This is a genomic window from Serratia sp. CC22-02 (genome assembly GCF_900182895.1).
GTDB classification, from domain to species: domain Bacteria; phylum Pseudomonadota; class Gammaproteobacteria; order Enterobacterales; family Enterobacteriaceae; genus Serratia; species Serratia nevei.
On sequence record NZ_FXUD01000009.1, the window covers coordinates 1 to 24523 of the forward strand.

Annotated in this window: 42 protein-coding genes; 6 read left to right on the forward strand and 36 right to left on the reverse strand. The window is 53.6% G+C overall.

The features are described from left to right. Positions 1–343: 343 nt before the first annotated feature. On the forward strand, positions 344–886 hold the full coding sequence (locus QOL81_RS22360; RefSeq protein WP_004929699.1) for a gamma carbonic anhydrase family protein: 543 nt from the start codon (positions 344–346) through the stop codon (positions 884–886). Positions 887–924: 38 nt separating this feature from the next. Here QOL81_RS22360 and aroE read toward each other — a convergent pair whose 3' ends face one another. The 5 genes from aroE to dprA are packed head-to-tail and all read right to left on the reverse strand — an operon-like array spanning position 925 to position 4469. Beyond that, the gene (gene aroE / locus QOL81_RS22365; protein ID WP_283440035.1) at positions 925–1743 is read right to left on the reverse strand and encodes a shikimate dehydrogenase; all 819 of its coding nucleotides are present in this window, start codon (positions 1741–1743) and stop codon (positions 925–927) included. Positions 1744–1754: 11 nt separating this feature from the next. Continuing rightward, on the reverse strand, positions 1755–2324 hold the full coding sequence (tsaC, locus tag QOL81_RS22370) for an L-threonylcarbamoyladenylate synthase type 1 TsaC (RefSeq protein ID WP_047729720.1): 570 nt from the start codon (positions 2322–2324) through the stop codon (positions 1755–1757). A gap of 7 nt (positions 2325–2331) precedes the next feature. Continuing rightward, positions 2332–2877: a DNA topoisomerase family protein gene (locus QOL81_RS22375; RefSeq protein WP_019456195.1), complete on the reverse strand. Its 546-nt coding sequence runs from the start codon at positions 2875–2877 to the stop codon at positions 2332–2334. 25 nt (positions 2878–2902) lie between these two features. After that, entirely contained in the window at positions 2903–3376 is a 474-nt protein-coding gene (gene smg / locus QOL81_RS22380) for a DUF494 family protein Smg (protein ID WP_033650013.1), read from the reverse strand. Beyond that, the gene (gene dprA / locus QOL81_RS22385) at positions 3348–4469 is read right to left on the reverse strand and encodes a DNA-protecting protein DprA (RefSeq protein ID WP_060441500.1); all 1122 of its coding nucleotides are present in this window, start codon (positions 4467–4469) and stop codon (positions 3348–3350) included. Before dprA ends, smg begins: the two co-directional genes overlap by 29 nt. 133 nt (positions 4470–4602) lie before the next feature. On the opposite strand from dprA, the gene def reads away from it, so the two are divergent. The 5 genes from def to mscL all read left to right on the forward strand — a co-directional run bounded on the left by def (position 4603) and on the right by mscL (position 9422). Continuing rightward, positions 4603–5112 carry a peptide deformylase gene (gene def, locus QOL81_RS22390; RefSeq protein WP_015379260.1) on the forward strand — a complete coding sequence of 170 codons (510 nt, stop codon included), beginning with the start codon at positions 4603–4605 and terminating at the stop codon, positions 5110–5112. Positions 5113–5129: 17 nt separating this feature from the next. Further along, entirely contained in the window at positions 5130–6074 is a 945-nt protein-coding gene (gene fmt / locus QOL81_RS22395; RefSeq protein ID WP_060424591.1) for a methionyl-tRNA formyltransferase, read from the forward strand. Between the two features lie 73 nt (positions 6075–6147). Then, complete coding sequence (gene rsmB, locus QOL81_RS22400) at positions 6148–7437, forward strand: 16S rRNA (cytosine(967)-C(5))-methyltransferase RsmB (protein WP_169318807.1); 1290 nt, start codon at positions 6148–6150, stop codon at positions 7435–7437. Positions 7438–7492: 55 nt separating this feature from the next. Further along, on the forward strand, positions 7493–8869 hold the full coding sequence (trkA, locus tag QOL81_RS22405) for a Trk system potassium transporter TrkA (protein ID WP_004929716.1): 1377 nt from the start codon (positions 7493–7495) through the stop codon (positions 8867–8869). 136 nt (positions 8870–9005) lie between these two features. Then, positions 9006–9422 carry a large-conductance mechanosensitive channel protein MscL gene (gene mscL / locus QOL81_RS22410; RefSeq protein ID WP_025304493.1) on the forward strand — a complete coding sequence of 139 codons (417 nt, stop codon included), beginning with the start codon at positions 9006–9008 and terminating at the stop codon, positions 9420–9422. Between the two features lie 57 nt (positions 9423–9479). On the opposite strand, the gene QOL81_RS22415 is transcribed toward mscL, so the two are convergent. The 31 genes from QOL81_RS22415 to rpsJ all read right to left on the reverse strand — a co-directional run bounded on the left by QOL81_RS22415 (position 9480) and on the right by rpsJ (position 24382). Further along, positions 9480–9686 (reverse strand): alternative ribosome-rescue factor A, encoded by a 207-nt coding sequence (locus tag QOL81_RS22415; RefSeq protein ID WP_033639242.1) that lies wholly within the window; start codon positions 9684–9686, stop codon positions 9480–9482. Between the two features lie 75 nt (positions 9687–9761). Continuing rightward, positions 9762–10193, reverse strand: coding sequence for a Zn(2+)-responsive transcriptional regulator (gene zntR / locus QOL81_RS22420; protein WP_033636251.1), 432 nt, complete (start codon positions 10191–10193; stop codon positions 9762–9764). Next, positions 10181–10567 (reverse strand): DnaJ family domain-containing protein, encoded by a 387-nt coding sequence (locus QOL81_RS22425; RefSeq protein WP_060424588.1) that lies wholly within the window; start codon positions 10565–10567, stop codon positions 10181–10183. The genes zntR and QOL81_RS22425 overlap by 13 nt, the downstream gene beginning before the upstream one ends. 148 nt (positions 10568–10715) lie before the next feature. Further along, positions 10716–11105, reverse strand: coding sequence for a 50S ribosomal protein L17 (rplQ, locus tag QOL81_RS22430; protein ID WP_004929726.1), 390 nt, complete (start codon positions 11103–11105; stop codon positions 10716–10718). A 40-nt stretch (positions 11106–11145) separates the two neighbouring features. Next, entirely contained in the window at positions 11146–12135 is a 990-nt protein-coding gene (locus QOL81_RS22435) for a DNA-directed RNA polymerase subunit alpha (protein ID WP_002919219.1), read from the reverse strand. Between the two features lie 25 nt (positions 12136–12160). After that, the gene (rpsD, locus tag QOL81_RS22440) at positions 12161–12781 is read right to left on the reverse strand and encodes a 30S ribosomal protein S4 (protein ID WP_025304496.1); all 621 of its coding nucleotides are present in this window, start codon (positions 12779–12781) and stop codon (positions 12161–12163) included. Between the two features lie 30 nt (positions 12782–12811). Then, the gene (gene rpsK, locus QOL81_RS22445) at positions 12812–13201 is read right to left on the reverse strand and encodes a 30S ribosomal protein S11 (protein ID WP_004929731.1); all 390 of its coding nucleotides are present in this window, start codon (positions 13199–13201) and stop codon (positions 12812–12814) included. 16 nt (positions 13202–13217) lie between these two features. Beyond that, the gene (rpsM, locus tag QOL81_RS22450; RefSeq protein WP_004929734.1) at positions 13218–13574 is read right to left on the reverse strand and encodes a 30S ribosomal protein S13; all 357 of its coding nucleotides are present in this window, start codon (positions 13572–13574) and stop codon (positions 13218–13220) included. Between the two features lie 148 nt (positions 13575–13722). Beyond that, entirely contained in the window at positions 13723–13839 is a 117-nt protein-coding gene (rpmJ, locus tag QOL81_RS22455; RefSeq protein ID WP_002227352.1) for a 50S ribosomal protein L36, read from the reverse strand. Positions 13840–13872: 33 nt separating this feature from the next. Continuing rightward, on the reverse strand, positions 13873–15204 hold the full coding sequence (gene secY / locus QOL81_RS22460; protein ID WP_004929740.1) for a preprotein translocase subunit SecY: 1332 nt from the start codon (positions 15202–15204) through the stop codon (positions 13873–13875). Between the two features lie 7 nt (positions 15205–15211). After that, positions 15212–15646, reverse strand: coding sequence for a 50S ribosomal protein L15 (gene rplO, locus QOL81_RS22465; protein WP_004929742.1), 435 nt, complete (start codon positions 15644–15646; stop codon positions 15212–15214). Positions 15647–15649: 3 nt separating this feature from the next. After that, complete coding sequence (rpmD, locus tag QOL81_RS22470) at positions 15650–15829, reverse strand: 50S ribosomal protein L30 (protein WP_048232028.1); 180 nt, start codon at positions 15827–15829, stop codon at positions 15650–15652. A 6-nt stretch (positions 15830–15835) separates the two neighbouring features. Continuing rightward, complete coding sequence (gene rpsE, locus QOL81_RS22475; protein WP_004929747.1) at positions 15836–16336, reverse strand: 30S ribosomal protein S5; 501 nt, start codon at positions 16334–16336, stop codon at positions 15836–15838. A 14-nt stretch (positions 16337–16350) separates the two neighbouring features. Next, the gene (gene rplR / locus QOL81_RS22480; RefSeq protein WP_004929748.1) at positions 16351–16704 is read right to left on the reverse strand and encodes a 50S ribosomal protein L18; all 354 of its coding nucleotides are present in this window, start codon (positions 16702–16704) and stop codon (positions 16351–16353) included. Between the two features lie 9 nt (positions 16705–16713). Next, positions 16714–17247 (reverse strand): 50S ribosomal protein L6, encoded by a 534-nt coding sequence (rplF, locus tag QOL81_RS22485; protein ID WP_004929751.1) that lies wholly within the window; start codon positions 17245–17247, stop codon positions 16714–16716. A gap of 14 nt (positions 17248–17261) precedes the next feature. Then, positions 17262–17654 (reverse strand): 30S ribosomal protein S8, encoded by a 393-nt coding sequence (rpsH, locus tag QOL81_RS22490; RefSeq protein WP_004929753.1) that lies wholly within the window; start codon positions 17652–17654, stop codon positions 17262–17264. Positions 17655–17684: 30 nt separating this feature from the next. Further along, positions 17685–17990: a 30S ribosomal protein S14 gene (rpsN, locus tag QOL81_RS22495; RefSeq protein ID WP_019456186.1), complete on the reverse strand. Its 306-nt coding sequence runs from the start codon at positions 17988–17990 to the stop codon at positions 17685–17687. Positions 17991–18003: 13 nt separating this feature from the next. Further along, entirely contained in the window at positions 18004–18543 is a 540-nt protein-coding gene (gene rplE, locus QOL81_RS22500) for a 50S ribosomal protein L5 (protein WP_004929756.1), read from the reverse strand. A 14-nt stretch (positions 18544–18557) separates the two neighbouring features. Next, positions 18558–18872, reverse strand: coding sequence for a 50S ribosomal protein L24 (rplX, locus tag QOL81_RS22505; protein WP_019456185.1), 315 nt, complete (start codon positions 18870–18872; stop codon positions 18558–18560). 9 nt (positions 18873–18881) lie between these two features. After that, positions 18882–19253 carry a 50S ribosomal protein L14 gene (rplN, locus tag QOL81_RS22510; protein ID WP_000613954.1) on the reverse strand — a complete coding sequence of 124 codons (372 nt, stop codon included), beginning with the start codon at positions 19251–19253 and terminating at the stop codon, positions 18882–18884. A 172-nt stretch (positions 19254–19425) separates the two neighbouring features. Next, positions 19426–19680, reverse strand: coding sequence for a 30S ribosomal protein S17 (rpsQ, locus tag QOL81_RS22515; protein WP_004929760.1), 255 nt, complete (start codon positions 19678–19680; stop codon positions 19426–19428). Continuing rightward, on the reverse strand, positions 19681–19872 hold the full coding sequence (rpmC, locus tag QOL81_RS22520; protein ID WP_004929762.1) for a 50S ribosomal protein L29: 192 nt from the start codon (positions 19870–19872) through the stop codon (positions 19681–19683). After that, a complete protein-coding gene (rplP, locus tag QOL81_RS22525; protein ID WP_004929764.1) occupies positions 19872–20282 on the reverse strand; it encodes a 50S ribosomal protein L16 in 411 nt (136 codons plus the stop codon). The genes rpmC and rplP overlap by 1 nt, the downstream gene beginning before the upstream one ends. Positions 20283–20294: 12 nt before the next feature. Next, positions 20295–20993, reverse strand: coding sequence for a 30S ribosomal protein S3 (gene rpsC, locus QOL81_RS22530; protein WP_004929766.1), 699 nt, complete (start codon positions 20991–20993; stop codon positions 20295–20297). A 17-nt stretch (positions 20994–21010) separates the two neighbouring features. Beyond that, positions 21011–21343 (reverse strand): 50S ribosomal protein L22, encoded by a 333-nt coding sequence (rplV, locus tag QOL81_RS22535; RefSeq protein ID WP_002223844.1) that lies wholly within the window; start codon positions 21341–21343, stop codon positions 21011–21013. 14 nt (positions 21344–21357) lie between these two features. Next, entirely contained in the window at positions 21358–21636 is a 279-nt protein-coding gene (rpsS, locus tag QOL81_RS22540; protein ID WP_004929772.1) for a 30S ribosomal protein S19, read from the reverse strand. A 14-nt stretch (positions 21637–21650) separates the two neighbouring features. Next, entirely contained in the window at positions 21651–22475 is an 825-nt protein-coding gene (rplB, locus tag QOL81_RS22545) for a 50S ribosomal protein L2 (RefSeq protein ID WP_004929775.1), read from the reverse strand. Positions 22476–22493: 18 nt separating this feature from the next. Next, positions 22494–22796, reverse strand: a complete 303-nt coding sequence (gene rplW / locus QOL81_RS22550; protein ID WP_004929776.1) for a 50S ribosomal protein L23 — start codon at positions 22794–22796, stop codon at positions 22494–22496. Next, on the reverse strand, positions 22793–23398 hold the full coding sequence (rplD, locus tag QOL81_RS22555; RefSeq protein WP_004929779.1) for a 50S ribosomal protein L4: 606 nt from the start codon (positions 23396–23398) through the stop codon (positions 22793–22795). The genes rplW and rplD overlap by 4 nt, the downstream gene beginning before the upstream one ends. 10 nt (positions 23399–23408) lie before the next feature. Beyond that, on the reverse strand, positions 23409–24038 hold the full coding sequence (rplC, locus tag QOL81_RS22560) for a 50S ribosomal protein L3 (RefSeq protein ID WP_015379265.1): 630 nt from the start codon (positions 24036–24038) through the stop codon (positions 23409–23411). Between the two features lie 32 nt (positions 24039–24070). Next, positions 24071–24382, reverse strand: a complete 312-nt coding sequence (gene rpsJ / locus QOL81_RS22565; RefSeq protein WP_001181005.1) for a 30S ribosomal protein S10 — start codon at positions 24380–24382, stop codon at positions 24071–24073. Positions 24383–24523 lie beyond the last annotated feature (141 nt).

Here is a 24523-nt window from a genome sequence, read left to right on the forward strand (position 1 = left end):
GCAGTGAGTTAGGCGCTTTCGCTTGCTAACTCGAGGTGGCGTATATTACGCTTTCCTCTTTCAGAGTCAACCCTAATTTTCAGGATTTTTTCTCTTTCTTCCCGGCCGCCGTGTGAAGTGAATCACTTGCGCCGTGTCGATGGAGGCGCATTATAGGGATCCGAGTTTTTTGCACAACCCCTTTTTTGATCTTTTCTTTCTGTTTGCACACTTTTCAGCCCTTCCGGGTGGATCTTGTGCGATCAGGGCCATTTTCCGCAGGATCCGGTGCTGCTGTTGGTTGTAATTCCATCGCCAGAGTCTAGTATTGCCGGTAAATATGATCCCGACGTGAGGCAGCATTATGTCCGATGCAGTACGTTCTTATCTTCAATACACCCCCAAACTCGGTCAGCGCGTCTTGATCGATCCTTCCAGCGTCGTGATCGGCGACGTCGATCTGGCGGATGACGTCAGCATCTGGCCGCTGGTCGCTATCCGCGGCGACGTCAATGCGGTAAAGATCGGCGCGCGCAGCAATATTCAGGACGGCAGCGTACTGCATGTGACTCACCGTTCCGAACACAACCCAGACGGTTATCCCCTGCTGATTGGGGAAGACGTGACCGTGGGCCATAAAGCGATGCTGCACGGCTGCGCCATCGGCAACCGGGTGCTGGTCGGTATGGGATCGATCCTGTTAGACGGTGTAGTAGTAGAAGACGACGTAATGATTGGTGCCGGCAGTTTGGTGGCGCCGGGCAAGCGCCTGGCGAGCGGCTATCTTTATATGGGCAGCCCGGCACGCCAGGTTCGGCCGTTGACCGCCGCCGAGTTGGAGGGATTGCTTTATTCTTCTAACAACTATGTACGCTGGAAAGACGAATACCTGTCGGAAGATATCTGATGGGCGCCCCGTTCCCTATAAAGAGAACGGGGTAGGATTTATGCCGCCAGCTCGCTGCGCAGCTGGCGCAATACCGGCTCGATCTCTGGCATCACTTCGTGCCAAAGCAGGAAAGCATGCGCCGCCTGCCCCACCAGCATACCCAGCCCATCGGCATATTCCGTTGCCCCCCGCTGCTGCGCCCAGGCCAGGAATGGCGTGACGCCCTGCTGATAGAACATGTCATAACAACGGGTTTTCGCGTTGACTACGCCCGCGGGCAAGGCCGGGATCTCCCCGCTGATGCCGGACGCCGTCGCATTGATCACCAGATCGAACGCTTGCTGATCCAGTTGATCCATCGGCGCCGCCGAGATTTCCCCCAAATGCCGGAAAGCGTGGGCCAACTCTTGAGCCCGGCTGAAGGTGCGGTTGGTGATCGTGAGCCGGCAGCCGAAAGACAGCAGCGGTAGGATCACACCGCGCGCTGCGCCGCCGGCGCCCACCAGCAGAATGCGATCCTGCGGCCGGATCAATTGTTGACGCTGCAGATCGGTCAGCAAACCGACGCCGTCGGTGTTATCCCCCAATAGACCGCCATTCGGCAATACCTTCAGGGTATTGACCGCCCCGGCCATCGCTGCACGCTCGCTCAGCTCGGAGGCGAGCTCATAAGCACGCTCTTTGAAAGGCACCGTGACGTTCGCCCCCAGCCCTCCGGCGTGGATAAACGCCTGCAGGCTGGTTTCAAAACTGTCCAACGGCGCCAACACCGCTCCATAAGGATGCTCAATGCCAGTCTGGGCAGCGAACAGCGCATGAATTCGCGGCGACTTGCTGTGACCAATAGGGTTGCCAAATACCGCAAACTTCTCCATGCCCATTACCTCTAGCCCTGACGGATCTGTTCGCCGGTCAGAGCATCTCTGATTTCGGAAGGATTAAGACGGCCACCCACCTCGCCGGCCAATACCGGGAAAGCAGTGCCGAATTGTCGTGTGACTTCATCCGCACTGCGGCACGGCTCCAACCCACTGAGATTGGCACTGGTCGATACCAGTGGCTTGCCGTACTGCCGACACAGCCGCTGCACCAACGGGTGATCGCTAACGCGCACCGCCAGCGAGCTGAAACGCCCGGTCAGTAAACGTGGCGTCTCCGGGCGAGCAGGCAACACCCAGGTTACCGGCCCAGGCCAGCTGGCGAACATCGTCGCGCGCTGCTGTTCGCTGAGCGCACTGTCGTCGATATAAGGCTTAAGCTGCGCATAGTCGGCGGCGATCAGAATCAGCCCCTTTTCCCACGGCCGCTGTTTCAACGCCAGCAGCGCATTGACCGCCTGTTCGCTGTCGGGATCGCACCCCAGGCCGAATACCGCTTCGGTAGGATAGGCAATCACCTGCTGTTGATGCAAAGCATCGATGATAGATACAAGGTTCGGGCTTAATTCTGAGTTCATGATGTGATTATTCTGTAGTCGCGACGGGTTTTCCGCACAGCTTGCTGGCACAGCACAGGACGGGGCCTTTTGCCGTGCGCTTTTCCATCAGCAGCGGATAATGGCAATAGGCACATTCACCGGCGACGGGTTTAACATTGAGGGCAAATTGGCATTCCGGGTAACGATCGCAGGAGTGAAAAACCTTGCCATAGCGCGATTTACGCTGCAGCAGTTTGCCCTGACCGCACTGCGGACAGGTAATGGCGGTTTCGTCAGGCTTATCGATCACTTCAGTATGATCGCACTGCGGATAATCGCTGCAACCGATAAACATGCCATAGCGCCCCTGGCGCAGCACCAACGTCGCCTGGCACTTCGGGCACTGCTGCCCATCCAGCACTTTGACGATATGCCCATCGGCCTGCGCTTTCAGCGGGCGAATATATTGGCATTCAGGGTACTGGGAACAGCCGAGGAAGGGGCCATGGCGACCGCTACGGATCACCAGCTCGGCCCCGCATTCCGGACAGGGTTCATTTTGCCTGGCGGCAAAAATCGCGTTTTTTGTCATAACGTCTTCTATGCGCGTTATCAGCTCAATGCAGATAACCTTCGTTCACTTCAAACAACAGTTCTTCCATTTGCTGATAGGCGCTTTCATATCCGGGGATATTAAACAGCACCATCAACACGACCCATTTCAGATCTTCGAGATCGAATTCCGCATTATCCAAGGCCATAACGCGGTCGATAACCATTTCACGGGTTTCGAGGTTCAATACCTGAATCTGTTCCAGGAACAGGAGAAAACCACGGCAGCCGGCGTCCAAACGCGCGCTCTCCTCTTCGGTATAGATCCGCATCGCCAGCGGATCGGCATCCATAAAGTAAGGCGCATTTTGACCTTCTTGCAGGTCAGCCAACTTCTCAAGCCAATTCAACGCGTTGTAGATATCATCCCGATGAAACCCCGCCTGAGCGAGATCATCAGTCAGTTGATCCTGATCGACGCGCATCTCTGGTTCATTGTGGATATAAGTTTCAAACAAGTACATGAGTACGTCGAACATGGCTTGCCCTCCTTATTCGGACATAGCCGCCGGGTACAGCTGCGATCCAACCTGCTAACTCCAGTTCGAGTAACTTGATTACCACCACTGGCACAGGTTGGCCGGCACGTTCAGCGACGACGTCAACAGGTGTCACCTCATCTCCTACGTTAGCCAACACATCGGCAAATGGCAATTCAACTTCAGCCTGCGACGCACAAATAGTTGTATTTTCGTTCAGTGGCAGCCAGTGAAGGCCGCTTCCCAGCAATTCTGCGATATCTTTAGGCCCGGTGACCAGGTGCGCGCCCTGTTGGATCAGCCAATGTGTCCCCTCGCTCATCGGGTTCCCTAACGGCCCCGGCAAGGCGAACACTTCACGCCCCTGCTCCAGCGCATAGCGAGCCGTCACCAGAGTACCGCTGCGCAACGAGGCTTCTATGACCAGAACGCCCTGGCTCAGCCCGCTGATAATACGGTTACGGCGCGGAAAATGGTCGGCCAGAGGTAAATCAGTGACCAAATGATCTGAAATCACCGCGCCGCCCTGCTCGACAATATGCTCCGCGAGCCTGCGGTGCCGGCGTGGATAAACATTGGCCAGCCCGCTGCCCAGCACCGCTACCGTGCAACCCCCGACCGCCAGCGCTGCGCGATGGCAAATGCCGTCGATGCCGATCGCCAAACCGCTGGTGATGGTGAAACCGCAACGCGCCAATTCCTCGGCGAAATAATTGGCCCAACGCTCACCGTAGTGGCTGAACTGCCGGCTGCCAACCATGGCGAGCTGCGGGCGCAGCAACGCCTGAGGATCGCCCTCGATCAGCAGAAACAGCGGCGCATCGTCGATCTGGGCCAGGCGTTCCGGATAACCGGCCGCTCCGTAGTTCAGCATACGGTGCGCCGGCTCCTCCAGCCAACGCAGGGTCGCGGCCAGATAACCGGGATCCACCTGGTTGAACTGCGTCTGCTGCCGTTCGTCCAACCCTAGCTCATGCAGCACGCGGCGAGGCTCGCACCCCATTTGCGATAGCTGCCGCACGAGCCGGCTGGCCACAACGGTCTGCAGCCCCGTTACCCCTCGCATCCGTAAAGCGATCTCTTCCGGCCGCATCGTCTGTTCCCTCAGCAAAAACGGTGGTATTACCAATCTGAGCAATTGGTGCGCAATGCTGTCAATCAGGCCGGGAAATGTCTAGAATAGAGGTTAAACCTCGTTCATTACTCGGATACAGATCTAAAGATATATGTCAGTCTTGCAGGTATTACATTTCCCAGACGAGCGTCTGCGCAAAGTCGCAGCGCCGGTAAAAGAAGTCAATGCAGATATCCAGCGCATCGTGGATGATATGTTTGAAACCATGTACGCAGAGGAAGGCATTGGCCTGGCTGCGACTCAGGTGGATATCCATCAGCGCATTATCGTGATCGACGTCTCCGAGAATCGCGATCAGCGCCTGGTGCTGATCAACCCGGAACTGCTGGAAAAAAGTGGCGAAACCGGCATCGAGGAAGGCTGTCTTTCCATTCCCGAACAGCGTGCGTTGGTACCCCGTGCCGCGCAGGTGAAGATCCGCGCGCTGGATCGCGAAGGCAAACCTTTCGAGCTGGAAGCGGACGATCTGTTGGCGATCTGCATCCAGCACGAGATGGATCACCTGATGGGTAAACTGTTCGTCGATTACCTGTCGCCGCTCAAGCGTCAGCGCATTCGTCAGAAACTGGAAAAAATGGCCAAGCTTCAAGCCCGCGCCTAACCGATCAGGAAATCAACGTGTCTGACTCTTTACGGATTATTTTCGCCGGAACACCAGACTTCGCAGCGCGTCATCTTGACGCGCTGTTGTCATCTGAGCACCAGATTGTCGGCGTTTTTACCCAGCCCGACCGCCCGGCAGGCCGCGGCAACAAGCTGACGCCAAGCCCGGTCAAAGTACTGGCTGAACAACACCAACTGCCGGTCTTTCAGCCCAAATCGCTGCGCCCCGAAGAAAACCAACGCCTGGTGGCCGATCTCCACGCCGACGTGATGGTGGTGGTTGCCTACGGGCTAATCCTGCCGCAGGCGGTGCTGGATATGCCGCGTCTCGGTTGCATCAACGTACATGGCTCGCTGCTGCCTCGCTGGCGCGGCGCGGCACCGATCCAGCGTTCGCTCTGGGCCGGCGACAGCGAAACCGGCGTGACCATCATGCAGATGGACGTCGGTCTCGATACTGGCGACATGATGCACAAGATTGCCTGCCCGATTGAGAGCAGCGATACCAGCGCCAGTCTCTACGACAAGCTGGCACAGCTCGGCCCGCAGGGCATGCTGACTACGCTGCGCCAAATGGCAGACGGCAGCGCCACCCGCGAAGTGCAGGACGAAGCGCTGGTCACCTACGCAGAGAAGCTGAGCAAAGAAGAAGCCCGTCTGGACTGGAATCTGTCCGCCGCTCAGTTAGAGCGTTGTATCCGCGCCTTCAACCCTTGGCCGGTCAGCTACTTCACCATCGACGATCAACCGGTGAAAGTGTGGCAAGCCAGCGTACTGACGCAAAGCACCAACGCGGAGCCAGGCACCGTTGTCCATGCCGACAAGCACGGCATTCAGGTGGCGACCGCCGACGGCATCCTCAATCTGATCCAACTGCAGCCCGCCGGCAAGAAACCGATGTCGGCGCAAGACCTTTTAAATTCACGTCGTGAATGGTTTACCCCGGGTAACCGGCTGTAAGTCAACCCCACTGCCCGGCCGTTCATCGCCGGGCCGTTATTTTCTTAATGCCGATCGTTATCAGCTTCAGCCTATGAAAAATAATTACAATCTCCGCAGCATCGCTGCCAAAGCCATCGGCCAGGTGCTGGATCAAGGGCAGTCGCTCAGCACCGTCCTGCCGGCGCTCCAAACCACCATCAGCGATAAAGATCGCGGGTTGCTGCAGGAACTGTGTTTCGGCACGCTGCGCGTGCTGCCACAGCTCGAATGGTGCATTCAGCAATTGATGGCTAAGCCGCTGACCGGCAAGCAGCGCACGCTGCACTATTTGCTGATGGTCGGCCTGTATCAGCTGCTGTATACCCGTATCCCGGCGCACGCCGTATTGGCGGAAACCGTGGAGGGCGCGGTAGCGCTGAAACGCCCGCAGTTGAAAGGCCTGATTAACGGCGTCTTGCGGCAATTCCAGCGCCAGCAGGAAGAGCTGCTGCAGCGCGCCGCCAACAATGACAGCCGCTATCTGCACCCAAGCTGGTTGCTGAAACGCCTTCAACAAGCCTATCCCGCCAACTGGGAACAGATCGTCGACGCCAATAACCAGAAGCCACCGATGTGGCTGCGCGTCAACCGCCTGCATCACACCCGGGAAGCTTATCTGCAGTTGTTGACCGACGCCGGCATCGCCGCAGAACCTCACGCAGACTATGCCGATGCAGTGCGTTTGCTGGCGCCTTGCGCCGTGACCGATCTGCCTGGGTTCGCCGACGGCTGGGTCACCGTGCAAGATGCCTCAGCCCAGGGCTGTGTCGATCTATTGGATCCGCAAGACGGTGAACAGATCCTCGATTTGTGCGCCGCGCCTGGCGGCAAAACCACGCATATTCTGGAAGCGGCACCGAAAGCGCACGTCATGGCGGTCGATATCGACGAACAGCGCCTGGCGCGGGTGAAAGAAAACCTGCAGCGCCTGCGTTTGCATGCCGAAGTTAAGCTGGGTGATGGCCGCACCCCGCAGCAATGGTGCGGTGACAAGCAGTTCGACCGGATCCTGCTGGACGCGCCTTGTTCCGCCACCGGCGTGATCCGCCGTCACCCCGACATCAAATGGCTGCGCCGCGATCGCGACATCGCCGAACTCGCCGCGCTGCAGGCCGACATCCTGGAAGCCGTCTGGCCCCATCTGAAATCGGGCGGCGTGATGGTTTACGCGACCTGCTCTATCCTGCCGGATGAAAACAGCAGCCAGATCGCCGCGTTCTTTCAGCGCCACGCCGATGCCAAACTGGTTGAAACCGGTGATGCGCAGCGGCCAGGGCGGCAGAATATCCCGCATCCCGAGGACGGCGATGGCTTCTTTTACGCTAAGCTGATTAAAATGTAATGCTTCGGGGCGTGCACGCGCGCCCTAAGTCTTTCAGTGTGAAGCAGAGAACACGATGAAAATAATTATTCTTGGTGCCGGTCAGGTTGGCGGGACGCTGGCGGAAAACCTGGTGGGTGAAAACAACGATATCACCGTCGTCGATACCGATTCCGGTCGTCTGCGTCAGCTGCAGGATAAATTCGATCTGCGCGTGGTTCAGGGGCACGGCTCTCACCCTCGAGTGCTGCGCGAAGCCGGCGCGGAAGACGCCGACATGCTGGTCGCCGTCACCAACTCCGACGAAACCAACATGATCGCCTGCCAGATCGCCTATTCTCTGTTTAATACCCCCAACCGTATCGCCCGTATCCGCGCGCCGGAATATATCCGCGAGTCGGAGAAACTGTTCCTGCCGGAAGCGGTGCCGATCGACCATCTGATTTCACCGGAACAGTTGGTCATAGACTATATCTACAAGCTGATTGAATACCCCGGCGCGCTGCAGGTGGTCAATTTCGCCGAAGGCAAGGTCAGCATCGCCGCGGTTAAAGCCTATTACGGTGGCCCGCTGGTCGGCAATGCGCTCTCTTCGATGCGCGAACACATGCCACATATCGACACCCGCGTCGCCGCAATTTTCCGCCAGGACAGACCGATCAGGCCGCAAGGCTCGACCATTATCGAAGCCGGTGATGAAGTGTTCTTCGTCGCCGCATCACAACACATCCGCGCGGTGATGAGCGAACTGCAGCGGCTGGAAAAACCGTATAAGCGCATCATGATCGTCGGTGGCGGCAACGTCGGCGCCGGCCTGGCCGCCAAGCTGGAAAAAGACTACAACGTCAAACTTATCGAGCGAAACCAGCAACGCGCCGCCGAACTGGCCGAGCAGCTGCACGATACCATCGTGTTCTACGGCGATGCCTCCGACCAGGAGCTGCTGGCCGAAGAGCACGTCGAGCAAGTGGATGTCTTCATCGCTATCACCAACGACGATGAGGCCAACATCATGTCCGCCATGCTGGCCAAGCGCATGGGCGCCAAGAAGGTAATGGTATTGATCCAGCGCCGCGCCTATGTCGATCTGGTGCAAGGCAGCGTGATCGATATTGCCATTTCCCCCCAACAGGCGACCATCTCCGCCCTGTTGGGGCACGTGCGCAAAGCGGATATCGTCAGCGTTTCGTCACTGCGCCGCGGCGTGGCGGAAGCGATCGAAGCGATTGCCCACGGCGATGAAAGCACGTCCAAAGTGGTCGGCCGCATCGTCGAAGACATCAAGCTGCCACCAGGTACCACCATCGGTGCGATCGTGCGTGGCGACGACGTTATCATCGCCAATGGCAACAGCAAAATCGAACAGGGCGATCACGTCATCATGTTTATTACCGACAAGAAATTCGTGCCGGACGTTGAACGCTTGTTCCAACCGAGCCCGTTCTTCTTGTAGAACGAATTTATTAGGCGATGGTCTATAATCGCGTAGTTGTTCTCTGCCTTGGGGGAGATAAAACTTCTCTCCTTTTGTGGCAAAGGGAAATTGCTTTGTTAAACTTGAGTTATTAATTCTGCAAGGGGTGCGTTCTATGAGTATGTTGAAAGAGTTTCGCGAATTTGCCATGCGTGGCAACGTGGTCGATTTGGCCGTCGGTGTGATTATCGGTGCTGCATTCGGCAAGATTGTTTCGTCCTTCGTGGCCGATATCATCATGCCACCTCTGGGCCTACTGATCGGCGGCGTCGACTTTAAACAGTTCCATCTGGTTTTACGTGAAGCTCAGGGCGCCGTCCCGGCGGTGGTAATGAACTACGGTTCATTCATTCAAACCGTATTCGACTTCGTGATTGTCGCCTTCGCCATCTTCCTGGCGATTAAATTGATGAACAAAATGCGCCGCAAGCAGGAAGAAGCCCCGGCAGCGCCGCCAGCACCTACCGCAGAAGAGAAACTGCTGACGGAAATTCGTGACTTGCTGAGCCAGCAACAGCAGCCAAAACTGTAAAACAGCGTTTGGTTATGCCAATAAAAAGCCACCTGATGAAGGTGGCTTTTTTAATGCTTAAAACCAGAAGGCCAGTGGTAAATTATCGCTTGATAGTTTACCACTGGCCTCCCAGTTACCGCCTTTGTTGTGTTTTTCTTTACGCCGGTAGCTACCTTTGCCTTTCACATTCTTTTCTACTCGTTGACGGAATAGCGGATCATGCAGCAGCGCCTCAATGGCGTTATCTTGAATCTGACCTTTAGTGTGACGATATTTCGTCATGATAATGCTCCTGTAAAAGATGGGGTAATAAAACGAGGCGATAATACTGCCGGCGGTATAAAAATTAAAGTGCCGTCAGCAACCTTTTTTGCCTTTTTCATCGCTGGCGCCCTGTTCCAAAGCTTCCAGAATAGAGCAATAATTGCTGGTATGGGCTGTACCGCAGCAGGCATCACTCAGCCGCTTCAGCGATTCGCGCATACGAGTCAGCTCCGCCAACTTGCTTTCCACTTCGCTCAGGCGCGCATCGACGATCGACTTCGACTCTTGGCAGGTATGATGCTCAGGATCGACGCGGATCGACAGCAGCTCGGCGATCGTTTCCAGAGTAAACCCCAGCTGCTTAGCATAGCGAATGAAACGCAGCCGCTGCAGGTCCTGTTCGGTATACAACCGATAGCCGCCTTCGGTGCGGACATTGTGATCCATCATGCCCTGCTTTTCATAGTAACGCACGGTATCCGGCGTCACTTCGGCAAGCTTGGCCAGCTGACCTATCTTGAACATGGCTTCTCCTCCCGGGTGAATTTGCCGTCCAATGCACGCTGATATTCGCCATGCAAGAAATCCGTACTCATCCCTGCCTGACGCAATCGATGCTCCAGCAGCGCCATGCGTTTGCTGAGTTCGACATAGTCCGGATGCTCACTGCTAATCCCTTGCAGCAAGCGAGCAACGGTCAACGCCTCTTTGCGATCTTCCAGCTCCGGTGGCAGGTAACCGGCATTTTTCAGCAGACGGTAACCGGCGCGTAGCTCAGCCGGCACCGCGCTGTCATCTTCCAGCGCCAACGGTTGGCCCTGGCCGGGCAGATTGTCGAACTCGCCTTTATCCTGGGCATCAAGGATATGACGTTCCGCCCATTGATCGAGCAACCCCATGACAGACAGCCTCGGTAAGCCTAATGATGAAGCCTTAGCATAGCGGATAGGGGCGGGGATCTTAAGCGCAGCGGGAGAATTACGCACATTTGGCTGGGTTTGGACGTAAAAAAACCGGGCAAGCCCGGTTTTTTTACGCGTCTACAGATTACTCTGCAGTTGCTACTTCTGCTTGAGACTCAGCACGATCAACCAGCTCGATGTATGCCATCGGCGCGTTGTCGCCTGCGCGGAAGCCACACTTCAGAATGCGAGTGTAACCACCGGCACGGCTCGCGAAACGCGGGCCCAGCTCGTTAAACAGTTTTGCCACGATCTCGTTATCACGAGTACGGGCGAATGCCAGACGACGATTAGCTACGCTGTCGGTCTTGGCAAGAGTAATCAGCGGCTCAACAACGCGACGCAGCTCTTTTGCTTTTGGCAGGGTCGTCTTGATGATCTCATGACGAACCAAAGAGCCGGCCATGTTACGGAACATAGCCTGGCGATGGCTGCTGTTACGGTTCAGTTGACGACCACTCTTACGATGGCGCATGACCTTATCCTTCTCAGTAAAACCTTAACCTGTGATCCGGTTACTCGTCAGCAATGCTTGCCGGCGGCCAGTTTTCCAGGCGCATGCCCAGAGACAGACCACGTGAGGCCAGCACGTCTTTAATCTCGGTAAGAGATTTTTTACCCAGGTTTGGCGTTTTCAGCAACTCAACCTCGGTACGCTGTACCAGATCACCGATGTAGTGGATAGCTTCTGCCTTGAGGCAGTTAGCAGAGCGGACAGTCAATTCCAGATCGTCAACAGGGCGCAGCAAGATCGGATCGAACTCTGGTTTCTCTTCTTTAACTTCCGGCTGACGTACATCACGCAGGTCAACGAAAGCTTCAAGTTGTTCAGCCAGAATGGTGGCCGCACGGCGGATCGCCTCTTCAGGATCGATCGTGCCATTGGTCTCCATCTCGATGACCAGCTTATCCAAGTCAGTACGCTGTTCTACACGCGCAGCTTCAACATTGTAGGCGATACGCTCTACAGGGCTGTAGCAGGCGTCAACCAACAGACGACCGATTGGGCGCTCATCTTCTTCCGAATGAATTCGGGCAGAAGCCGGCACATAACCGCGACCGCGCTGAACTTTGATACGCATGCTGATAGCCGCGTTCTCATCAGTCAGGTGGCAAATCACGTGCTGAGGCTTGACGATTTCGACATCACCATCATGGGTGATGTCGGCAGCGGTCACAGGGCCAATGCCAGATTTATTCAGGGTAAGAATAACTTCGTCTTTGCCTTGAACTCTCACCGCCAGCCCTTTCAGGTTGAGCAGGATCTCCAGGATATCTTCCTGTACGCCTTCTTTGGTGCTGTACTCATGCAGTACACCATCAATCTCAACCTCGGTCACCGCGCAACCCGGCATAGATGAAAGCAGAATACGGCGCAGTGCGTTGCCAAGAGTATGGCCAAAGCCACGCTCTAAAGGCTCAAGGGTCACCTTGGCGTGCGTCGAACTGACTTGCTCGATATCTACCAGGCGCGGTTTTAGAAACTCTGTCACAGAACCCTGCATTGTGTCCTCTCTTTGGTACTAAGCTTTACTTGGAGTAAAGCTCGACGATCAGGTGTTCGTTAATGTCCGCAGACAGATCGGTACGTTCAGGCATACGCTTGAACACGCCTTCCATCTTAGCAGCATCAACTTCCAGCCAAGTCGGCTTTTCACGCTGCTCAGCCAGCTCCAGAGAAGCTTTAACACGAGACTGCTTTTTAGCTTTCTCGCGGATGCTGACTACGTCATTCGGAGATACCTGATAAGAAGCGATGTTAACAACGTGACCGTTTACCATAACTGCTTTGTGGCTAACCAGCTGACGTGACTCTGCACGAGTAGCGCCGAAGCCCATACGGTAAACAACGTTGTCCAGACGACCTTCCAGCAGCTGCAACAGGTTTTCACCGGTGTTGCCCTTCAGGCGGGTTGCTTCTTTGTAATAGTTACGGAATTGACGCTCCAGAATGCCGTACATACGGCGAACTTTCTGCTTCTCACGCAACTGAACACCGTAATCAGACAGACGCGGTTTACGCGCACCGTGCTGACCAGGTGCTTGTTCAATTTTACACTTGGAATCGATCGCGCGAACGCCAGACTTAAGGAACAGGTCTGTGCCCTCACGACGGCTCAGCTTGAGCTTAGGACCCAAATATCTTGCCATTTTCTTTCTCCAACAATCCTAAAAGCTGCGTTACACGCGGCGCTTTTTCGGCGGACGACAACCGTTATGAGGGATCGGAGTCACATCAGTAATATTAGTGATGCGGAAACCAGCCGCGTTCAGAGCGCGGATAGTAGACTCACGACCAGGACCAGGTCCTTTAACCATAACTTCCAGGTTCTTGATACCGTATTCTTTTACTGCGTCAGCACAACGTTCTGCTGCAACCTGTGCTGCGAACGGAGTGGACTTACGAGAACCACGGAAACCGGAACCACCGGCTGTTGCCCAACCCAAAGCATTACCCTGACGATCAGTGATGGTAACGATGGTGTTGTTGAAAGAAGCATGGATATGAGCCACGCCGTCAGAGACTTGCTTTCTTACACGCTTACGTGTACGAACAGGTGCCTTTGCCATTATTCAATAACCCCGATTATTTCTTGATCGGCTTGCGCGGACCCTTACGGGTACGAGCGTTGGTCTTGGTGCGCTGACCGCGTACCGGCAGACCACGACGATGACGCAAACCACGATAGCAACCAAGGTCCATAAGACGCTTGATGCTCAGGGTAATTTCACGACGCAAATCACCCTCAACGGTGTATTTGGCAACTGCATCACGAAGCTTTTCGATTTGCTCTTCAGACAGCTCACTGATCTTAACATTTTCAGCAATACCCGTGGATGCACAGATAGCCTGTGAACGGGTTTTACCGATACCGAAGATCGACGTTAAGGCGATAACGGTATGTTTATGATCAGGAATGTTAATGCCTGCTATACGGGCCACTATGCACTCCTACTATTTTATACAGCAACACCATTCTGAAAAGCCCGTTTTCAGGATACTCAAATAGTGTTGCAGTGCGACATACAAAAGATTGGCTGGCTAATCTAGCCAGCTCAACCCAACTTTGCAAGAAAAATATGCGAGATAATCAGCCTTGACGCTGTTTATGCTTCGGCTCGGCGCTGCAAATCACACGAACGACACCGTTACGCTTAACGATTTTGCAGTTACGACATAATTTCTTGACGGAAGCACGAACTTTCATTTTTACTCTCCGTAACTTCTCAAACGAATCTGACTAGCGGTTATAGCCTTTCAGATTTGCTTTCTTCAATGCAGACTCGTACTGACTTGACATCATCAGAGTTTGCACTTGAGCCATAAAGTCCATGATGACGACAACCACGATCAGTAGCGAGGTACCACCAAAGTAGAATGGTACTTTCATTGCATCACGCATGAACTCCGGGATCAGGCAGATGAAAGTAATGTACATCGCGCCCACCAGGGTTAAACGCGTCATTACTTTATCGATATACTTCGCCGTTTGCTCTCCCGGACGAATTCCTGGTACGAAGGCACCGGACTTCTTCAGGTTATCTGCTGTCTCACGCGGGTTGAAGACCAACGCCGTGTAGAAGAAACAGAAGAAGATGATTGCAGACGCATAGAGTAACACATAAAGCGGTTGCCCTGGCTGCAAATACAGCGAAATCGTAGTCAGCCAGTTCCAACCGGTACCGCCCCCAAACCATGATGCAATCGTGGCCGGGAACAGAATAATGCTGGAAGCGAAAATCGCCGGGATAACACCCGCCATGTTCACTTTCAACGGTAAGTGTGTACTCTGTGCTGCATAAACACGACGACCTTGTTGACGCTTCGCATAGTTAACGACGATACGACGTTGACCACGCTCGATGAAAACAACGAAGAAGGTTACTGCAAACACCAATACTGCAACCAACAGCAGCAGGAGGAAGTGCAGGTCGCCTTGCCGCGCTTGCTCGATAGTATGGGCCACTGCCGGCGGGAGCCCCGCTACAATACCCGCGAAGATAATGATCGAGATACCGTTGCCGATACCGCGCTCAGTAATCTGCTCACCCAGCCACATCAGGAACATTGTCCCGGTCACCAGGCTCACAACCGCAGTAAAGTAGAATGCAAAGCCTGGGTTTAACACCAGGCCCTGCATACCAGGCATATTCGGCAGACCGGTAGCAATACCGATCGACTGGAATATGGCCAATACCAGCGTACCGTAACGGGTGTACTGGCTAATCTTGCGACGGCCAGCCTCCCCTTCTTTCTTGATTTCCGCCAACGCTGGATGAACCACCGTCAGCAGCTGGATAATGATCGACGCCGAGATATACGGCATGATCCCCAGAGCAAAGATAGAAGCACGGCTGAGGGCACCACCAGAGAACATGTTAAACATTTCAATGATAGTGCCTCTCTGCTGCTCAAGCAATTTGGCAAGCACAGTGGCATCGATACCAGGAATCGGAATGAAAGAGCCGATACGGAAGACAATCAGCGCGCCGATTACAAACAAAAGTCTGCGCTTCAGCTCGCCGAGCCCGCCTTTAGCACTTTGAAAATCTAATCCTGGTTGCTTAGCCATCTGCTACTTATTCCTCAATTTTACCGCCAGCAGCCTCGATAGCAGCACGAGCGCCTTTGGTGACACGCAGACCACGCAGGGTTACCGGACGAGCGACTTCGCCAGAAAGTACAACTTTCGCGAATTCGATCTGGACACCAACTACGTTAGCGGCTTTCAGCGCGTTCAGGTCGATAACATCGCCTTCAACCAGAGCCAGTTCAGACAGACGAACTTCTGCCGTGATCATCGCTTTGCGTGAAGTGAAGCCGAATTTCGGCAGACGACGGTACAGAGGCATCTGACCACCTTCGAAACCACGACGTACGCCACCGCCAGAACGAGACTTCTGACCTTTGTGACCACGGCCGCCGGTTTTACCCAGGCCAGAACCAATACCACGACCTACACGCTTAGGCGCATGCTTGGCACCTTCAGCCGGAGACAGAGTATTTAAACGCATCTGTTACTCCTCAACTTTAACCATGTAGGAAACCAGGTTGACCATACCGCGAACAGCAGGAGTATCCTCGCGCTCTACGGTGTGACCAATACGACGCAGACCCAGACCGAGCAGAGTAGCTTTATGCTTCGGCAGACGGCCAATTGAGCTGCGAGTTTGTGTAACTTTAATAGTCTTAGCCATGGTCAATTACCCCAGAATGTCGGCAACGGATTTACCACGCTTAGCAGCGACCATTTCAGGAGACTTCATATTCGCCAGAGCGTCGATAGTTGCACGAACCACGTTGATCGGGTTGGTGGAACCATAAGCTTTAGCCAATACGTTGTGCACCCCAGCAACTTCGAGAACGGCGCGCATTGCACCACCCGCGATGATACCGGTACCTTCATGAGCAGGCTGCATGAACACGCGAGAACCCGTGTGAGCGCCCTTAACAGGGTGCTGCAGGGTGCCGCTGTTCAGCGCGACGTTCATCATGTTGCGACGGGCTTTTTCCATCGCTTTCTGGATCGCTGCTGGAACTTCGCGTGCTTTGCCGTAGCCAAAACCAACGCGACCGTTACCATCACCAACTACAGTCAGTGCGGTAAAGCTGAAAATACGGCCACCTTTTACGGTTTTAGATACGCGGTTTACCGCGATCAGCTTTTCCTGCAGTTCGCCAGCTTGTTTTTCGATGTGAGCCATCTTAAACCTCTTCCTTAGAACTGAAGGCCAGCTTCACGGGCAGCATCTGCCAGTGCCTGGACTCGACCATGATATTGGAAACCGGAACGGTCAAAGGATACTTTCGCAATCCCTTTTTCCAACGCGCGCTCAGCCAGAGCTTTACCTACGGCTGCTGCTGCGTCTTTGTTACCGGAATACTTCAGTTGCTCCGCGATAGCTTTTTCTAAAGTAGAAGCGGCTACCAGTACTTCAGAACCGTTTGGAGCAATCACCTGTGCGTAAATGTGACGCGGGGTACGATGTACCACCAGGCGGGTTGCACCCAGCTCTTGGAGCTTGCGGCGTGCGCGGGTCGCACGACGGATACGAGCAGATTTCTTATCCATAGTGTTACCTTACTTCTTCTTAGCCTCTTTGGTACGCACGACTTCGTCGGCGTAACGAACACCTTTACCTTTGTAAGGCTCAGGACGACGGTAAGCGCGCAGATCTGCTGCTACCTGGCCAATAACCTGCTTATCAGCGCCTTTCAGCACGATTTCAGTTTGGCTTGGGCATTCAGCAGTGATACCTGCCGGCAGCTGGTGATCGATAGGGTGAGAGAAGCCCAGGGCCAAATTCACCACGTTGCCTTTAACGGCAGCACGATAACCAACACCTACCAGTTGAAGCTTTTTGGTGAAGCCTTCGGTAACACCAACAACCATTGCGTTCAGCAGAGCGCGCGTGGTACCCGCTTGAGCCCATGCGTTAGCAAAACCTTCGCGCGGAGCGAAAGTCAGTGCGTTAGCTTCTTGCTTCACTTCAACGGCGTCGTGGATAGTACGAGTCAACTCGCCGTTTTTACCCTTAATCGAAATAACCTGACCGTTGAGTTTTACCTCTACGCCGGCAGGAATGACGACGGGTGCTTTTGCAACACGAGACATTCTTTCCTCCCGAATTAAGCTACGTAGCAGATAATCTCGCCACCAAGACCAGCCTGGCGAGCTGCACGATCGGTCATAACACCTTTAGAGGTAGAAACAACAGCGATACCCAAACCGGCCATAACTTTTGGCAGCTCATCTTTTTTCTTGTAGATGCGCAGACCTGGACGGCTGATACGTTGAATGCTTTCTACCACAGCTTTGCCCTGGAAGTACTTCAGTACCAGTTCCAGAACAGGCTTGGCGTCGCCTTCGATTTTGAAATCTTCAATAAAACCTTCTTCCTTCAGCACGTTGGCAATTGCCACTTTCAGCTTGGAGGAAGGCATGGTGACCGCAACTTTGTTCGCGGCTTGACCGTTACGGATACGGGTCAGCATATCCGCGATCGGATCTTGCATGCTCATCTGTCTTTACTCCCGTGATTCAATTGGTAATTACCAGCTAGCCTTTTTCAAGCCTGGTACTTCACCGCGCATAGCGGCTTCACGAAGCTTAATACGGCTCAACCCGAATTTGCCCACATAACCATGTGGACGGCCAGTTTGGCGGCAGCGTTTACGCTGACGAGACGGGCTGGAATCACGCGGCAGAGTTTGCAGCTTGAGAACGGCATCCCAACGATCTTCATCGGACGCGTTCACATCAGAGATAATAGCTTTCAGTTCAACGCGTTTTGCAAAGAACTTGTCAGCTAATTTCACGCGCTTGACTTCGCGTGCTTTCATTGATTGCTTAGCCATCAGTAACCCTGCCTTACTTGCGGAACGGGAAGTTAAAAGCAGCCAGCAGCGCGCGGCCTTCATCATCAGATTTCGCAGTAGTGGTAATGGTAATATCCAAACCACGAACGCGATCGACTTTGTCGTAGTCGATTTCTGGGAAGATGATTTGCTCACGCACGCCCATGCTGTAGTTGCCACGACCATCGAATGACTTGGCGGACAGGCCACGGAAGTCACGGATACGTGGAACAGCAATGGAGATCAGGCGCTCAAAGAACTCCCACATGCGTTCGCCACGCAGAGTTACTTTACAGCCGATCGGATAGCCCTGACGGATTTTGAAGCCTGCAACAGATTTGCGGGCTTTGGTGATCAGCGGTTTTTGACCGGAGATGGCTGCCAGGTCCGCTGCGGCGTTATCCAGCAGTTTCTTGTCAGCAATCGCTTCACCAACACCCATGTTCAGGGTGATCTTCTCGACCCGAGGGACTTGCATGACAGAGTTGTAATCAAACTGAGACATCAGTTGTTTGACTACCTCGTCTTTGTAGTAATCATGCAGTTTCGCCATCGTATTACTCCAAATTACTTGATAGTTTCGCTGTTAGACTTGAAGAAACGGACTTTTTTGCCCTCTTCGAATCTAAAGCCTACACGGTCAGCCTTGCCGGTAGCCGCGTTGAAGATAGCAATGTTAGAAACCTGAATTGCAGCTTCTTTTTCAACAATGCCGCCTGGTTGGTTCAGAGCCGGAACCGGCTTCTGGTGTTTCTTAACCAGGTTGATGCCTTCAACAATGACCTTGCCAGCAGACAGGACATTTTTTACTTTACCGCGCTTACCTTTGTCTTTCCCGGTAATCACGATAACTTCGTCATCACGACGGATCTTCGCTGCCATGTTCGCTCCTTAGAGTACTTCTGGTGCCAGAGAGATAATTTTCATGAACTTCTCATTACGCAGTTCACGAGTTACCGGCCCAAAAATACGCGTACCGATAGGCTGCTCGCTGTTATTGTTCAAAATAACGCATGCATTGCCATCGAAGCGAATGACAGAACCGTCCGGGCGACGTACACCCTTCTTGGTGCGCACCACTACCGCCTTCAGAACATCGCCTTTCTTCACCTTACCGCGAGGAATTGCTTCCTTGATGGTAATTTTGATGATGTCGCCGACGCCTGCGTAGCGACGGTGCGAGCCACCTAGAACCTTGATACACATTACGCGACGTGCACCGGAGTTGTCGGCGACGTTCAGCATAGTCTGTTCTTGGATCATTTTAGTGCTCCGCTAATGTCAACTACTACTTTAAAGACCCAAGTAAAAATTAGGCCGTTGAAAAGCCCCATAACCGAGGGCGCAGCATTATAACACCGCTTACTTGGTATGGGTAGAAAAAATAAACGGCTCATTTTCTGAGCCGTTTATTAAGTGAGAGCCAGCTACTCTATTACAGAATCGCTTTCTCTACAACGCGAACCAACGTCCAGGACTTAGTCTTGGACAGTGGGCGGCATTCGCGGATTTCCACCACGTCGCCGGTACCACATTCGTTGTTCTCGTCATGTACGTGCAGCTTGGTCGTACGTTTGATGAATTTCCCGTAGATCGGGTGCTTCACAGTACGCTCGATAGCAACAACGATGGATTTCTCCATTTTATCGCTAACAACACGACCCTGCAGGGTACGGATAACTTCAGTCATTTACACACCCGCCTTTTGAGTCAGTAAAGTCTTAACGCGTGCGACGTCACGACGCACTTGTTTCAACAGGTGAGTTTGTTGCAGCTGGCCACTGGCCGCCTGCATGCGCAAGTTGAATTGCTCACGCAGCAGGTTGAGCAGCTCGGCATTCAGCTCTTCAACGCTTTTTTCACGCAGCTCTTGTGCTTTCATTACATCACCGTCTTAGTTACAAAGGTGGTTTTGATCGGCAGTTTCGCTGCTGCCAGTTTGAATGCCTCGCGGGCAACCTCTTCTGGCACGCCGTCCATTTCGTACAGGACCTTACCAGGCTGGATCAGGGCAACCCAATACTCCACGTTACCCTTACCTTTACCCATACGCACTTCCAGCGGCTTCTCGGTGATCGGTTTGTCCGGGAATACACGGATCCAGATCTTGCCTTGACGCTTAACTGCACGAGTCATTGCACGACGAGCTGCTTCGATTTGACGAGCAGTCAGACGGCCACGGCCAACAGCTTTCAGACCGAAAGTGCCGAAGCTAACATCCGTACCTTGCGCCAGACCACGGTTGCGGCCCTTGTGCACCTTACGGAATTTTGTACGCTTTGGTTGTAACATCAGCGACTCTCCTTACTTGCGGCCTTTACGCTGCTGCTTTTTAGGTTGAGCAGCCGGTTCCGGTTGTTCAACTGCAGCCATACCACCCAGGATCTCACCTTTGAAGATCCATACCTTAACGCCGATTACACCATAAGTGGTGTGCGCTTCAGATGTGTTGTAGTCGATGTCCGCACGCAGAGTGTGCAATGGAACACGACCTTCGCGGTACCATTCGGTACGTGCGATTTCAGCGCCGCCAAGACGGCCGCTTACTTCAACTTTGATACCTTTAGCGCCAAGACGCATTGCGTTCTGTACTGCACGCTTCATAGCACGACGGAACATAACGCGACGTTCCAGCTGAGAAGTGATGCTGTCAGCAACCAATTTAGCGTCGAGTTCCGGTTTACGGACTTCGGCGATGTTGATCTGTGCAGGAACGCCAGCGATGTCCGCTACGACCTTGCGCAGTTTTTCGACGTCTTCACCTTTCTTGCCGATAACGATGCCTGGGCGAGCAGTGTGAATGGTCACACGGATGCTCTTCGCAGGACGCTCGATAACGATGCGAGAAACGGAAGCTTTCGACAGTTCCTTAGTCAGGAATTGACGAACTTTAAAGTCGCTGTCCAGGTTGTCAGCGAATTCTTTGGTATTCGCATACCAAGTAGAGTTCCAAGGTTTGACAATACCCAGGCGAATACCATTAGGATGTACTTTCTGACCCATTGCTAGTCTCCAGAGTCTCAGCGATCGGACACAACCACAGTAATGTGGCTGGTGCGCTTCAGGATGCGATCTGCACGACCTTTTGCACGCGGCATAATGCGCTTCATGCTTGGGCCTTCGTCTACGAAGATTTTCGTAACTTTCAGATCATCGATGTCAGCGCCATCGTTGTGTTCTGCGTTAGCAATGGCAGACTCCAGCACTTTCTTAACCAGACCAGCAGCTTTCTTGTTGGTGTAGGTCAGAGTTTCCAGAGCTTGCGACACTTTCTTACCGCGAATCAGGTCAGCAACAAGGCGAACCTTCTGAGCAGAAGAACGAGCGTGGCGATGTTTAGCGATAGTTTCCATCTCTTCCTCCTACCTTAGCGCTTTTTAGCTTTTTTATCAGCCGCATGGCCGCGATAAGTACGAGTCGGCGCGAATTCACCCAGTTTGTGACCGACCATTTCATCGGAAACGAACACTGGTACGTGCTGACGACCATTATGGACAGCGATGGTCAAACCGATCATGTTAGGAAAGATCGTTGAACGACGGGACCAAGTGCGCAAAGGCTTCTTGTCACCGCTTTCCACCGCTTTCTCTACCTTCTTCAGCAAGTGCAGGTCAATAAAAGGACCTTTCTTGAGAGAACGTGGCATGGCTTATCCTCTAATTATTTTTTGCTACGGCGACGTACGATGAACTTATCAGTACGCTTGTTGCTACGGGTCTTCTTACCTTTGGTCTGAACGCCCCACGGAGTTACCGGGTGCTTACCAAAGTTACGACCTTCACCACCACCGTGCGGGTGATCTACCGGGTTCATCGCCGTACCGCGAACGGTAGGACGAACACCACGCCAACGTGCAGCACCTGCTTTACCCAGAACGCGAAGCATGTGTTCAGCGTTACCGACTTCACCCAGGGTGGCGCGGCAATCAGCTGGAACTTTACGCATTTCGCCGGAGCGCAGACGCAGAGTTACGTAGGAACCATCACGAGCAACGATCTGAACGTAGGCGCCAGCGGAGCGAGCCATCTGGCCGCCTTTACCTGGTTTCATTTCTACGTTGTGAACCGTTGAACCAACTGGAATGTTGCGCATCGGCAGGGTGTTACCCGCTTTGATTGCAGCATCAACGCCAGATTGAATCTGGTCACCAGCTTTCAGGCCTTTCGGCGCCAGGATGTAACGGCGTTCGCCGTCTTTGTACAGAACCAGCGCGATGTTCGCGGAACGGTTCGGATCGTACTCCAGACGCTCAACCACAGCAGGGATACCGTCTTTGTTGCGCTTGAAGTCAACCAGACGATAATGTTGCTTGTGGCCACCACCGATATGACGGGTGGTGATACGGCCATTGTTGTTACGACCACCGCTTTTGCTCAGTTTTTCCAGCAGCGGGGCATAAGGTTTACCCTTGTGCAGCTCAGGGTTAACCACTTTAACAACGTGGCGACGACCCGGAGATGTAGGTTTACATTTAACAATTGCCATTGTTCTTACTCCTCCGACTTACTCTGCGCCGCCGATGAAGTCCAGATTCTGGCCTTCTTTCAGGGTGACGTAAGCTTTTTTCCAGTCGCTACGACGACCAACACGCTGACCGTGACGCTTCACTTTCCCTTTAACTACCAGGGTGTTCACGTCTTTGACTTCGACTTCAAACAGTTTCTGCACTGCAGCTTTGATTTCTGCTTTGGTCGCGTCTTTGGCAACTTTGAGAACGATGGTGTTGCTTTTTTCCATCGCAGCGGATGCTTTTTCAGATACGTGCGGTGCACGCAGCACTTTCAGCAAACGTTCTTCACGGATCATGCCAGCATCTCCTCAACTTGCTTCACAGCATCAGCAGTCATAACCACTTTGTCGAAGGCGATCAGGCTAACCGGATCGATACCTGCTACATCGCGCACGTCAACCTTGTACAGGTTGCGAGCTGCCAGGAACAGATTCTCATCCAGTTCACCGGTCACGATCAGCACGTCTTCCAGAGCCATATCTTTCAGTTTCTGTGCCAGCAGCTTAGTTTTAGGCGCTTCTACAGAGAACTTCTCGACAACGATCAGACGATCTTGACGTACCAGTTCGGACAGGATGCTTTTCAGCGCGCCGCGGTACATCTTTTTGTTTACTTTCTGACTGTGGTCCTGTGGCTTAGCAGCAAAGGTCACGCCGCCTGAACGCCAGATCGGGCTCTTTACAGAACCTGAACGCGCACGGCCGGTGCCTTTCTGACGCCATGGCTTTTTGCCGGAACCAGTTACTTCAGCACGGGTCTTCTGAGCACGAGTACCTTGACGGGCACCTGCTGCATAAGCAACAACAACCTGGTGTACCAGCGCTTCGTTGAAATCACGACCGAAGGTAGTTTCGGAAACAGTCAGCGCGCTTTGCGCGTCTTTCAATACTAATTCCATTGCTATCCCCTTACGCCTTCACAGCTGGTTTAACGATCAGGTTGCCACCGGTTGCGCCCGGTACAGCACCCTTAACCAGCAGCAGGTTGCGCTCAGCGTCAACACGTACTACGTCCAGGCTTTGAACGGTTACGCGCTCATCACCCAGGTGGCCAGCCATTTTCTTGCCTTTGAACACTTTGCCCGGAGTCTGGTTCTGACCGATAGAACCCGGAACGCGGTGAGACAAGGAGTTACCGTGGGTAGCGTCTTGGGTACGGAAGTTCCAGCGCTTAACAGTGCCAGCAAAACCTTTACCTTTAGAAGTACCGGTAACATCGACTTTTTTAACGTCAGCGAAGATTTCTACGCTAATTTCCTGACCTGCAGCGAATTCTTGACCTTCTTCCAGGCGGAATTCCCACAGACCACGGCCAGCTTCAACGCCAGCTTTAGCGAAATGGCCCGCTTCCGGCTTGGTTACACGGTTAGCTTTTTTGCTACCAGTGGTAACCTGAACGGCACGGTAACCGTCGGTGTCCAGGCTTTTAACCTGAGTCACGCGGTTCGCTTCAATTTCAATTACGGTTACTGGGATAGAAACGCCATCTTCAGTGAAGATACGGGTCATACCCACTTTTTTACCGACTAAACCAATCATTGTTTCAACCTCTCAATCGCTCAATGACCTGATTAACCCAGGCTGATCTGCACGTCTACACCGGCAGCCAGATCCAGACGCATCAGAGCATCAACGGTTTTCTCGGTTGGCTCAACGATGTCAACCAGACGCTTGTGAGTGCGAATCTCGTACTGATCGCGCGCGTCTTTGTTGACGTGCGGAGAGATCAGAACGGTAAAGCGCTCTTTGCGAGTTGGCAGCGGGATCGGACCACGGACTTGCGCACCAGTGCGCTTTGCAGTCTCGACGATTTCCGCGGTTGATTGATCGATCAGACGATGATCAAACGCTTTCAGGCGGATACGGATTCTTTGGTTCTGCATGAGACCAGAGCTCCAATTATTTATAAACGTAAATAATTACTCCTCACACCCATTTCGATTGATGGGGGAGTGTAATCGTCAACATATAACCCCCATATCGGGAGTATTGTTCGAAAGGCAAAAAAGGCCTGCCAATCGACT

What these genes read in the sequence shown, in the direction of transcription:
- rplF (WP_004929751.1), bottom strand. Translation starts at nt 17,247, where the DNA reads ATGTCTCGTGTTGCAAAAGCACCCGTCGTCATTCCTGCCGGCGTAGAG.
- dprA (WP_060441500.1), bottom strand. Translation starts at nt 4,469, where the DNA reads ATGCGGCCGGAAGAGATCGCTTTACGGATGCGAGGGGTAACGGGGCTG.
- rplO (WP_004929742.1), bottom strand. Translation starts at nt 15,646, where the DNA reads ATGCGTTTAAATACTCTGTCTCCGGCTGAAGGTGCCAAGCATGCGCCT.
- rpmC (WP_004929762.1), bottom strand. Translation starts at nt 19,872, where the DNA reads ATGAAAGCACAAGAGCTGCGTGAAAAAAGCGTTGAAGAGCTGAATGCC.
- smg (WP_033650013.1), bottom strand. Translation starts at nt 3,376, where the DNA reads ATGTTCGACGTACTCATGTACTTGTTTGAAACTTATATCCACAATGAA.
- rplN (WP_000613954.1), bottom strand. Translation starts at nt 19,253, where the DNA reads ATGATCCAAGAACAGACTATGCTGAACGTCGCCGACAACTCCGGTGCA.
- QOL81_RS22435 (WP_002919219.1), bottom strand. Translation starts at nt 12,135, where the DNA reads ATGCAGGGTTCTGTGACAGAGTTTCTAAAACCGCGCCTGGTAGATATC.
- rplD (WP_004929779.1), bottom strand. Translation starts at nt 23,398, where the DNA reads ATGGAATTAGTATTGAAAGACGCGCAAAGCGCGCTGACTGTTTCCGAA.
- rpmJ (WP_002227352.1), bottom strand. Translation starts at nt 13,839, where the DNA reads ATGAAAGTTCGTGCTTCCGTCAAGAAATTATGTCGTAACTGCAAAATC.
- rpsH (WP_004929753.1), bottom strand. Translation starts at nt 17,654, where the DNA reads ATGAGCATGCAAGATCCGATCGCGGATATGCTGACCCGTATCCGTAAC.
- rpsN (WP_019456186.1), bottom strand. Translation starts at nt 17,990, where the DNA reads ATGGCTAAGCAATCAATGAAAGCACGCGAAGTCAAGCGCGTGAAATTA.
- rplC (WP_015379265.1), bottom strand. Translation starts at nt 24,038, where the DNA reads ATGATTGGTTTAGTCGGTAAAAAAGTGGGTATGACCCGTATCTTCACT.
- rpsK (WP_004929731.1), bottom strand. Translation starts at nt 13,201, where the DNA reads ATGGCAAAGGCACCTGTTCGTACACGTAAGCGTGTAAGAAAGCAAGTC.
- def (WP_015379260.1), top strand. Translation starts at nt 4,603, where the DNA reads ATGTCAGTCTTGCAGGTATTACATTTCCCAGACGAGCGTCTGCGCAAA.
- secY (WP_004929740.1), bottom strand. Translation starts at nt 15,204, where the DNA reads ATGGCTAAGCAACCAGGATTAGATTTTCAAAGTGCTAAAGGCGGGCTC.
- QOL81_RS22415 (WP_033639242.1), bottom strand. Translation starts at nt 9,686, where the DNA reads ATGACGAAATATCGTCACACTAAAGGTCAGATTCAAGATAACGCCATT.
- rpsC (WP_004929766.1), bottom strand. Translation starts at nt 20,993, where the DNA reads ATGGGTCAGAAAGTACATCCTAATGGTATTCGCCTGGGTATTGTCAAA.
- rplE (WP_004929756.1), bottom strand. Translation starts at nt 18,543, where the DNA reads ATGGCGAAACTGCATGATTACTACAAAGACGAGGTAGTCAAACAACTG.
- rpmD (WP_048232028.1), bottom strand. Translation starts at nt 15,829, where the DNA reads ATGGCTAAGACTATTAAAGTTACACAAACTCGCAGCTCAATTGGCCGT.
- rplR (WP_004929748.1), bottom strand. Translation starts at nt 16,704, where the DNA reads ATGGATAAGAAATCTGCTCGTATCCGTCGTGCGACCCGCGCACGCCGC.
- rplP (WP_004929764.1), bottom strand. Translation starts at nt 20,282, where the DNA reads ATGTTACAACCAAAGCGTACAAAATTCCGTAAGGTGCACAAGGGCCGC.
- zntR (WP_033636251.1), bottom strand. Translation starts at nt 10,193, where the DNA reads ATGTTCAAGATAGGTCAGCTGGCCAAGCTTGCCGAAGTGACGCCGGAT.
- rplV (WP_002223844.1), bottom strand. Translation starts at nt 21,343, where the DNA reads ATGGAAACTATCGCTAAACATCGCCACGCTCGTTCTTCTGCTCAGAAG.
- QOL81_RS22425 (WP_060424588.1), bottom strand. Translation starts at nt 10,567, where the DNA reads ATGGGGTTGCTCGATCAATGGGCGGAACGTCATATCCTTGATGCCCAG.
- aroE (WP_283440035.1), bottom strand. Translation starts at nt 1,743, where the DNA reads ATGGAGAAGTTTGCGGTATTTGGCAACCCTATTGGTCACAGCAAGTCG.
- rpsE (WP_004929747.1), bottom strand. Translation starts at nt 16,336, where the DNA reads ATGGCTCACATCGAAAAACAAGCTGGCGAACTGCAGGAAAAGCTGATC.
- rpsQ (WP_004929760.1), bottom strand. Translation starts at nt 19,680, where the DNA reads ATGACTGAAGTTATCCGTACCCTGCAGGGTCGTGTTGTTAGCGATAAA.
- rplQ (WP_004929726.1), bottom strand. Translation starts at nt 11,105, where the DNA reads ATGCGCCATCGTAAGAGTGGTCGTCAACTGAACCGTAACAGCAGCCAT.
- trkA (WP_004929716.1), top strand. Translation starts at nt 7,493, where the DNA reads ATGAAAATAATTATTCTTGGTGCCGGTCAGGTTGGCGGGACGCTGGCG.
- tsaC (WP_047729720.1), bottom strand. Translation starts at nt 2,324, where the DNA reads ATGAACTCAGAATTAAGCCCGAACCTTGTATCTATCATCGATGCTTTG.
- rplB (WP_004929775.1), bottom strand. Translation starts at nt 22,475, where the DNA reads ATGGCAATTGTTAAATGTAAACCTACATCTCCGGGTCGTCGCCACGTT.
- rpsS (WP_004929772.1), bottom strand. Translation starts at nt 21,636, where the DNA reads ATGCCACGTTCTCTCAAGAAAGGTCCTTTTATTGACCTGCACTTGCTG.
- rplX (WP_019456185.1), bottom strand. Translation starts at nt 18,872, where the DNA reads ATGGCAGCGAAGATCCGTCGTGATGACGAAGTTATCGTGATTACCGGG.
- QOL81_RS22375 (WP_019456195.1), bottom strand. Translation starts at nt 2,877, where the DNA reads ATGACAAAAAACGCGATTTTTGCCGCCAGGCAAAATGAACCCTGTCCG.
- rpsJ (WP_001181005.1), bottom strand. Translation starts at nt 24,382, where the DNA reads ATGCAGAACCAAAGAATCCGTATCCGCCTGAAAGCGTTTGATCATCGT.
- mscL (WP_025304493.1), top strand. Translation starts at nt 9,006, where the DNA reads ATGAGTATGTTGAAAGAGTTTCGCGAATTTGCCATGCGTGGCAACGTG.
- QOL81_RS22360 (WP_004929699.1), top strand. Translation starts at nt 344, where the DNA reads ATGTCCGATGCAGTACGTTCTTATCTTCAATACACCCCCAAACTCGGT.
- rplW (WP_004929776.1), bottom strand. Translation starts at nt 22,796, where the DNA reads ATGATCCGTGAAGAACGTTTGCTGAAAGTGCTGCGTGCACCGCACGTA.
- rpsD (WP_025304496.1), bottom strand. Translation starts at nt 12,781, where the DNA reads ATGGCAAGATATTTGGGTCCTAAGCTCAAGCTGAGCCGTCGTGAGGGC.
- rsmB (WP_169318807.1), top strand. Translation starts at nt 6,148, where the DNA reads ATGAAAAATAATTACAATCTCCGCAGCATCGCTGCCAAAGCCATCGGC.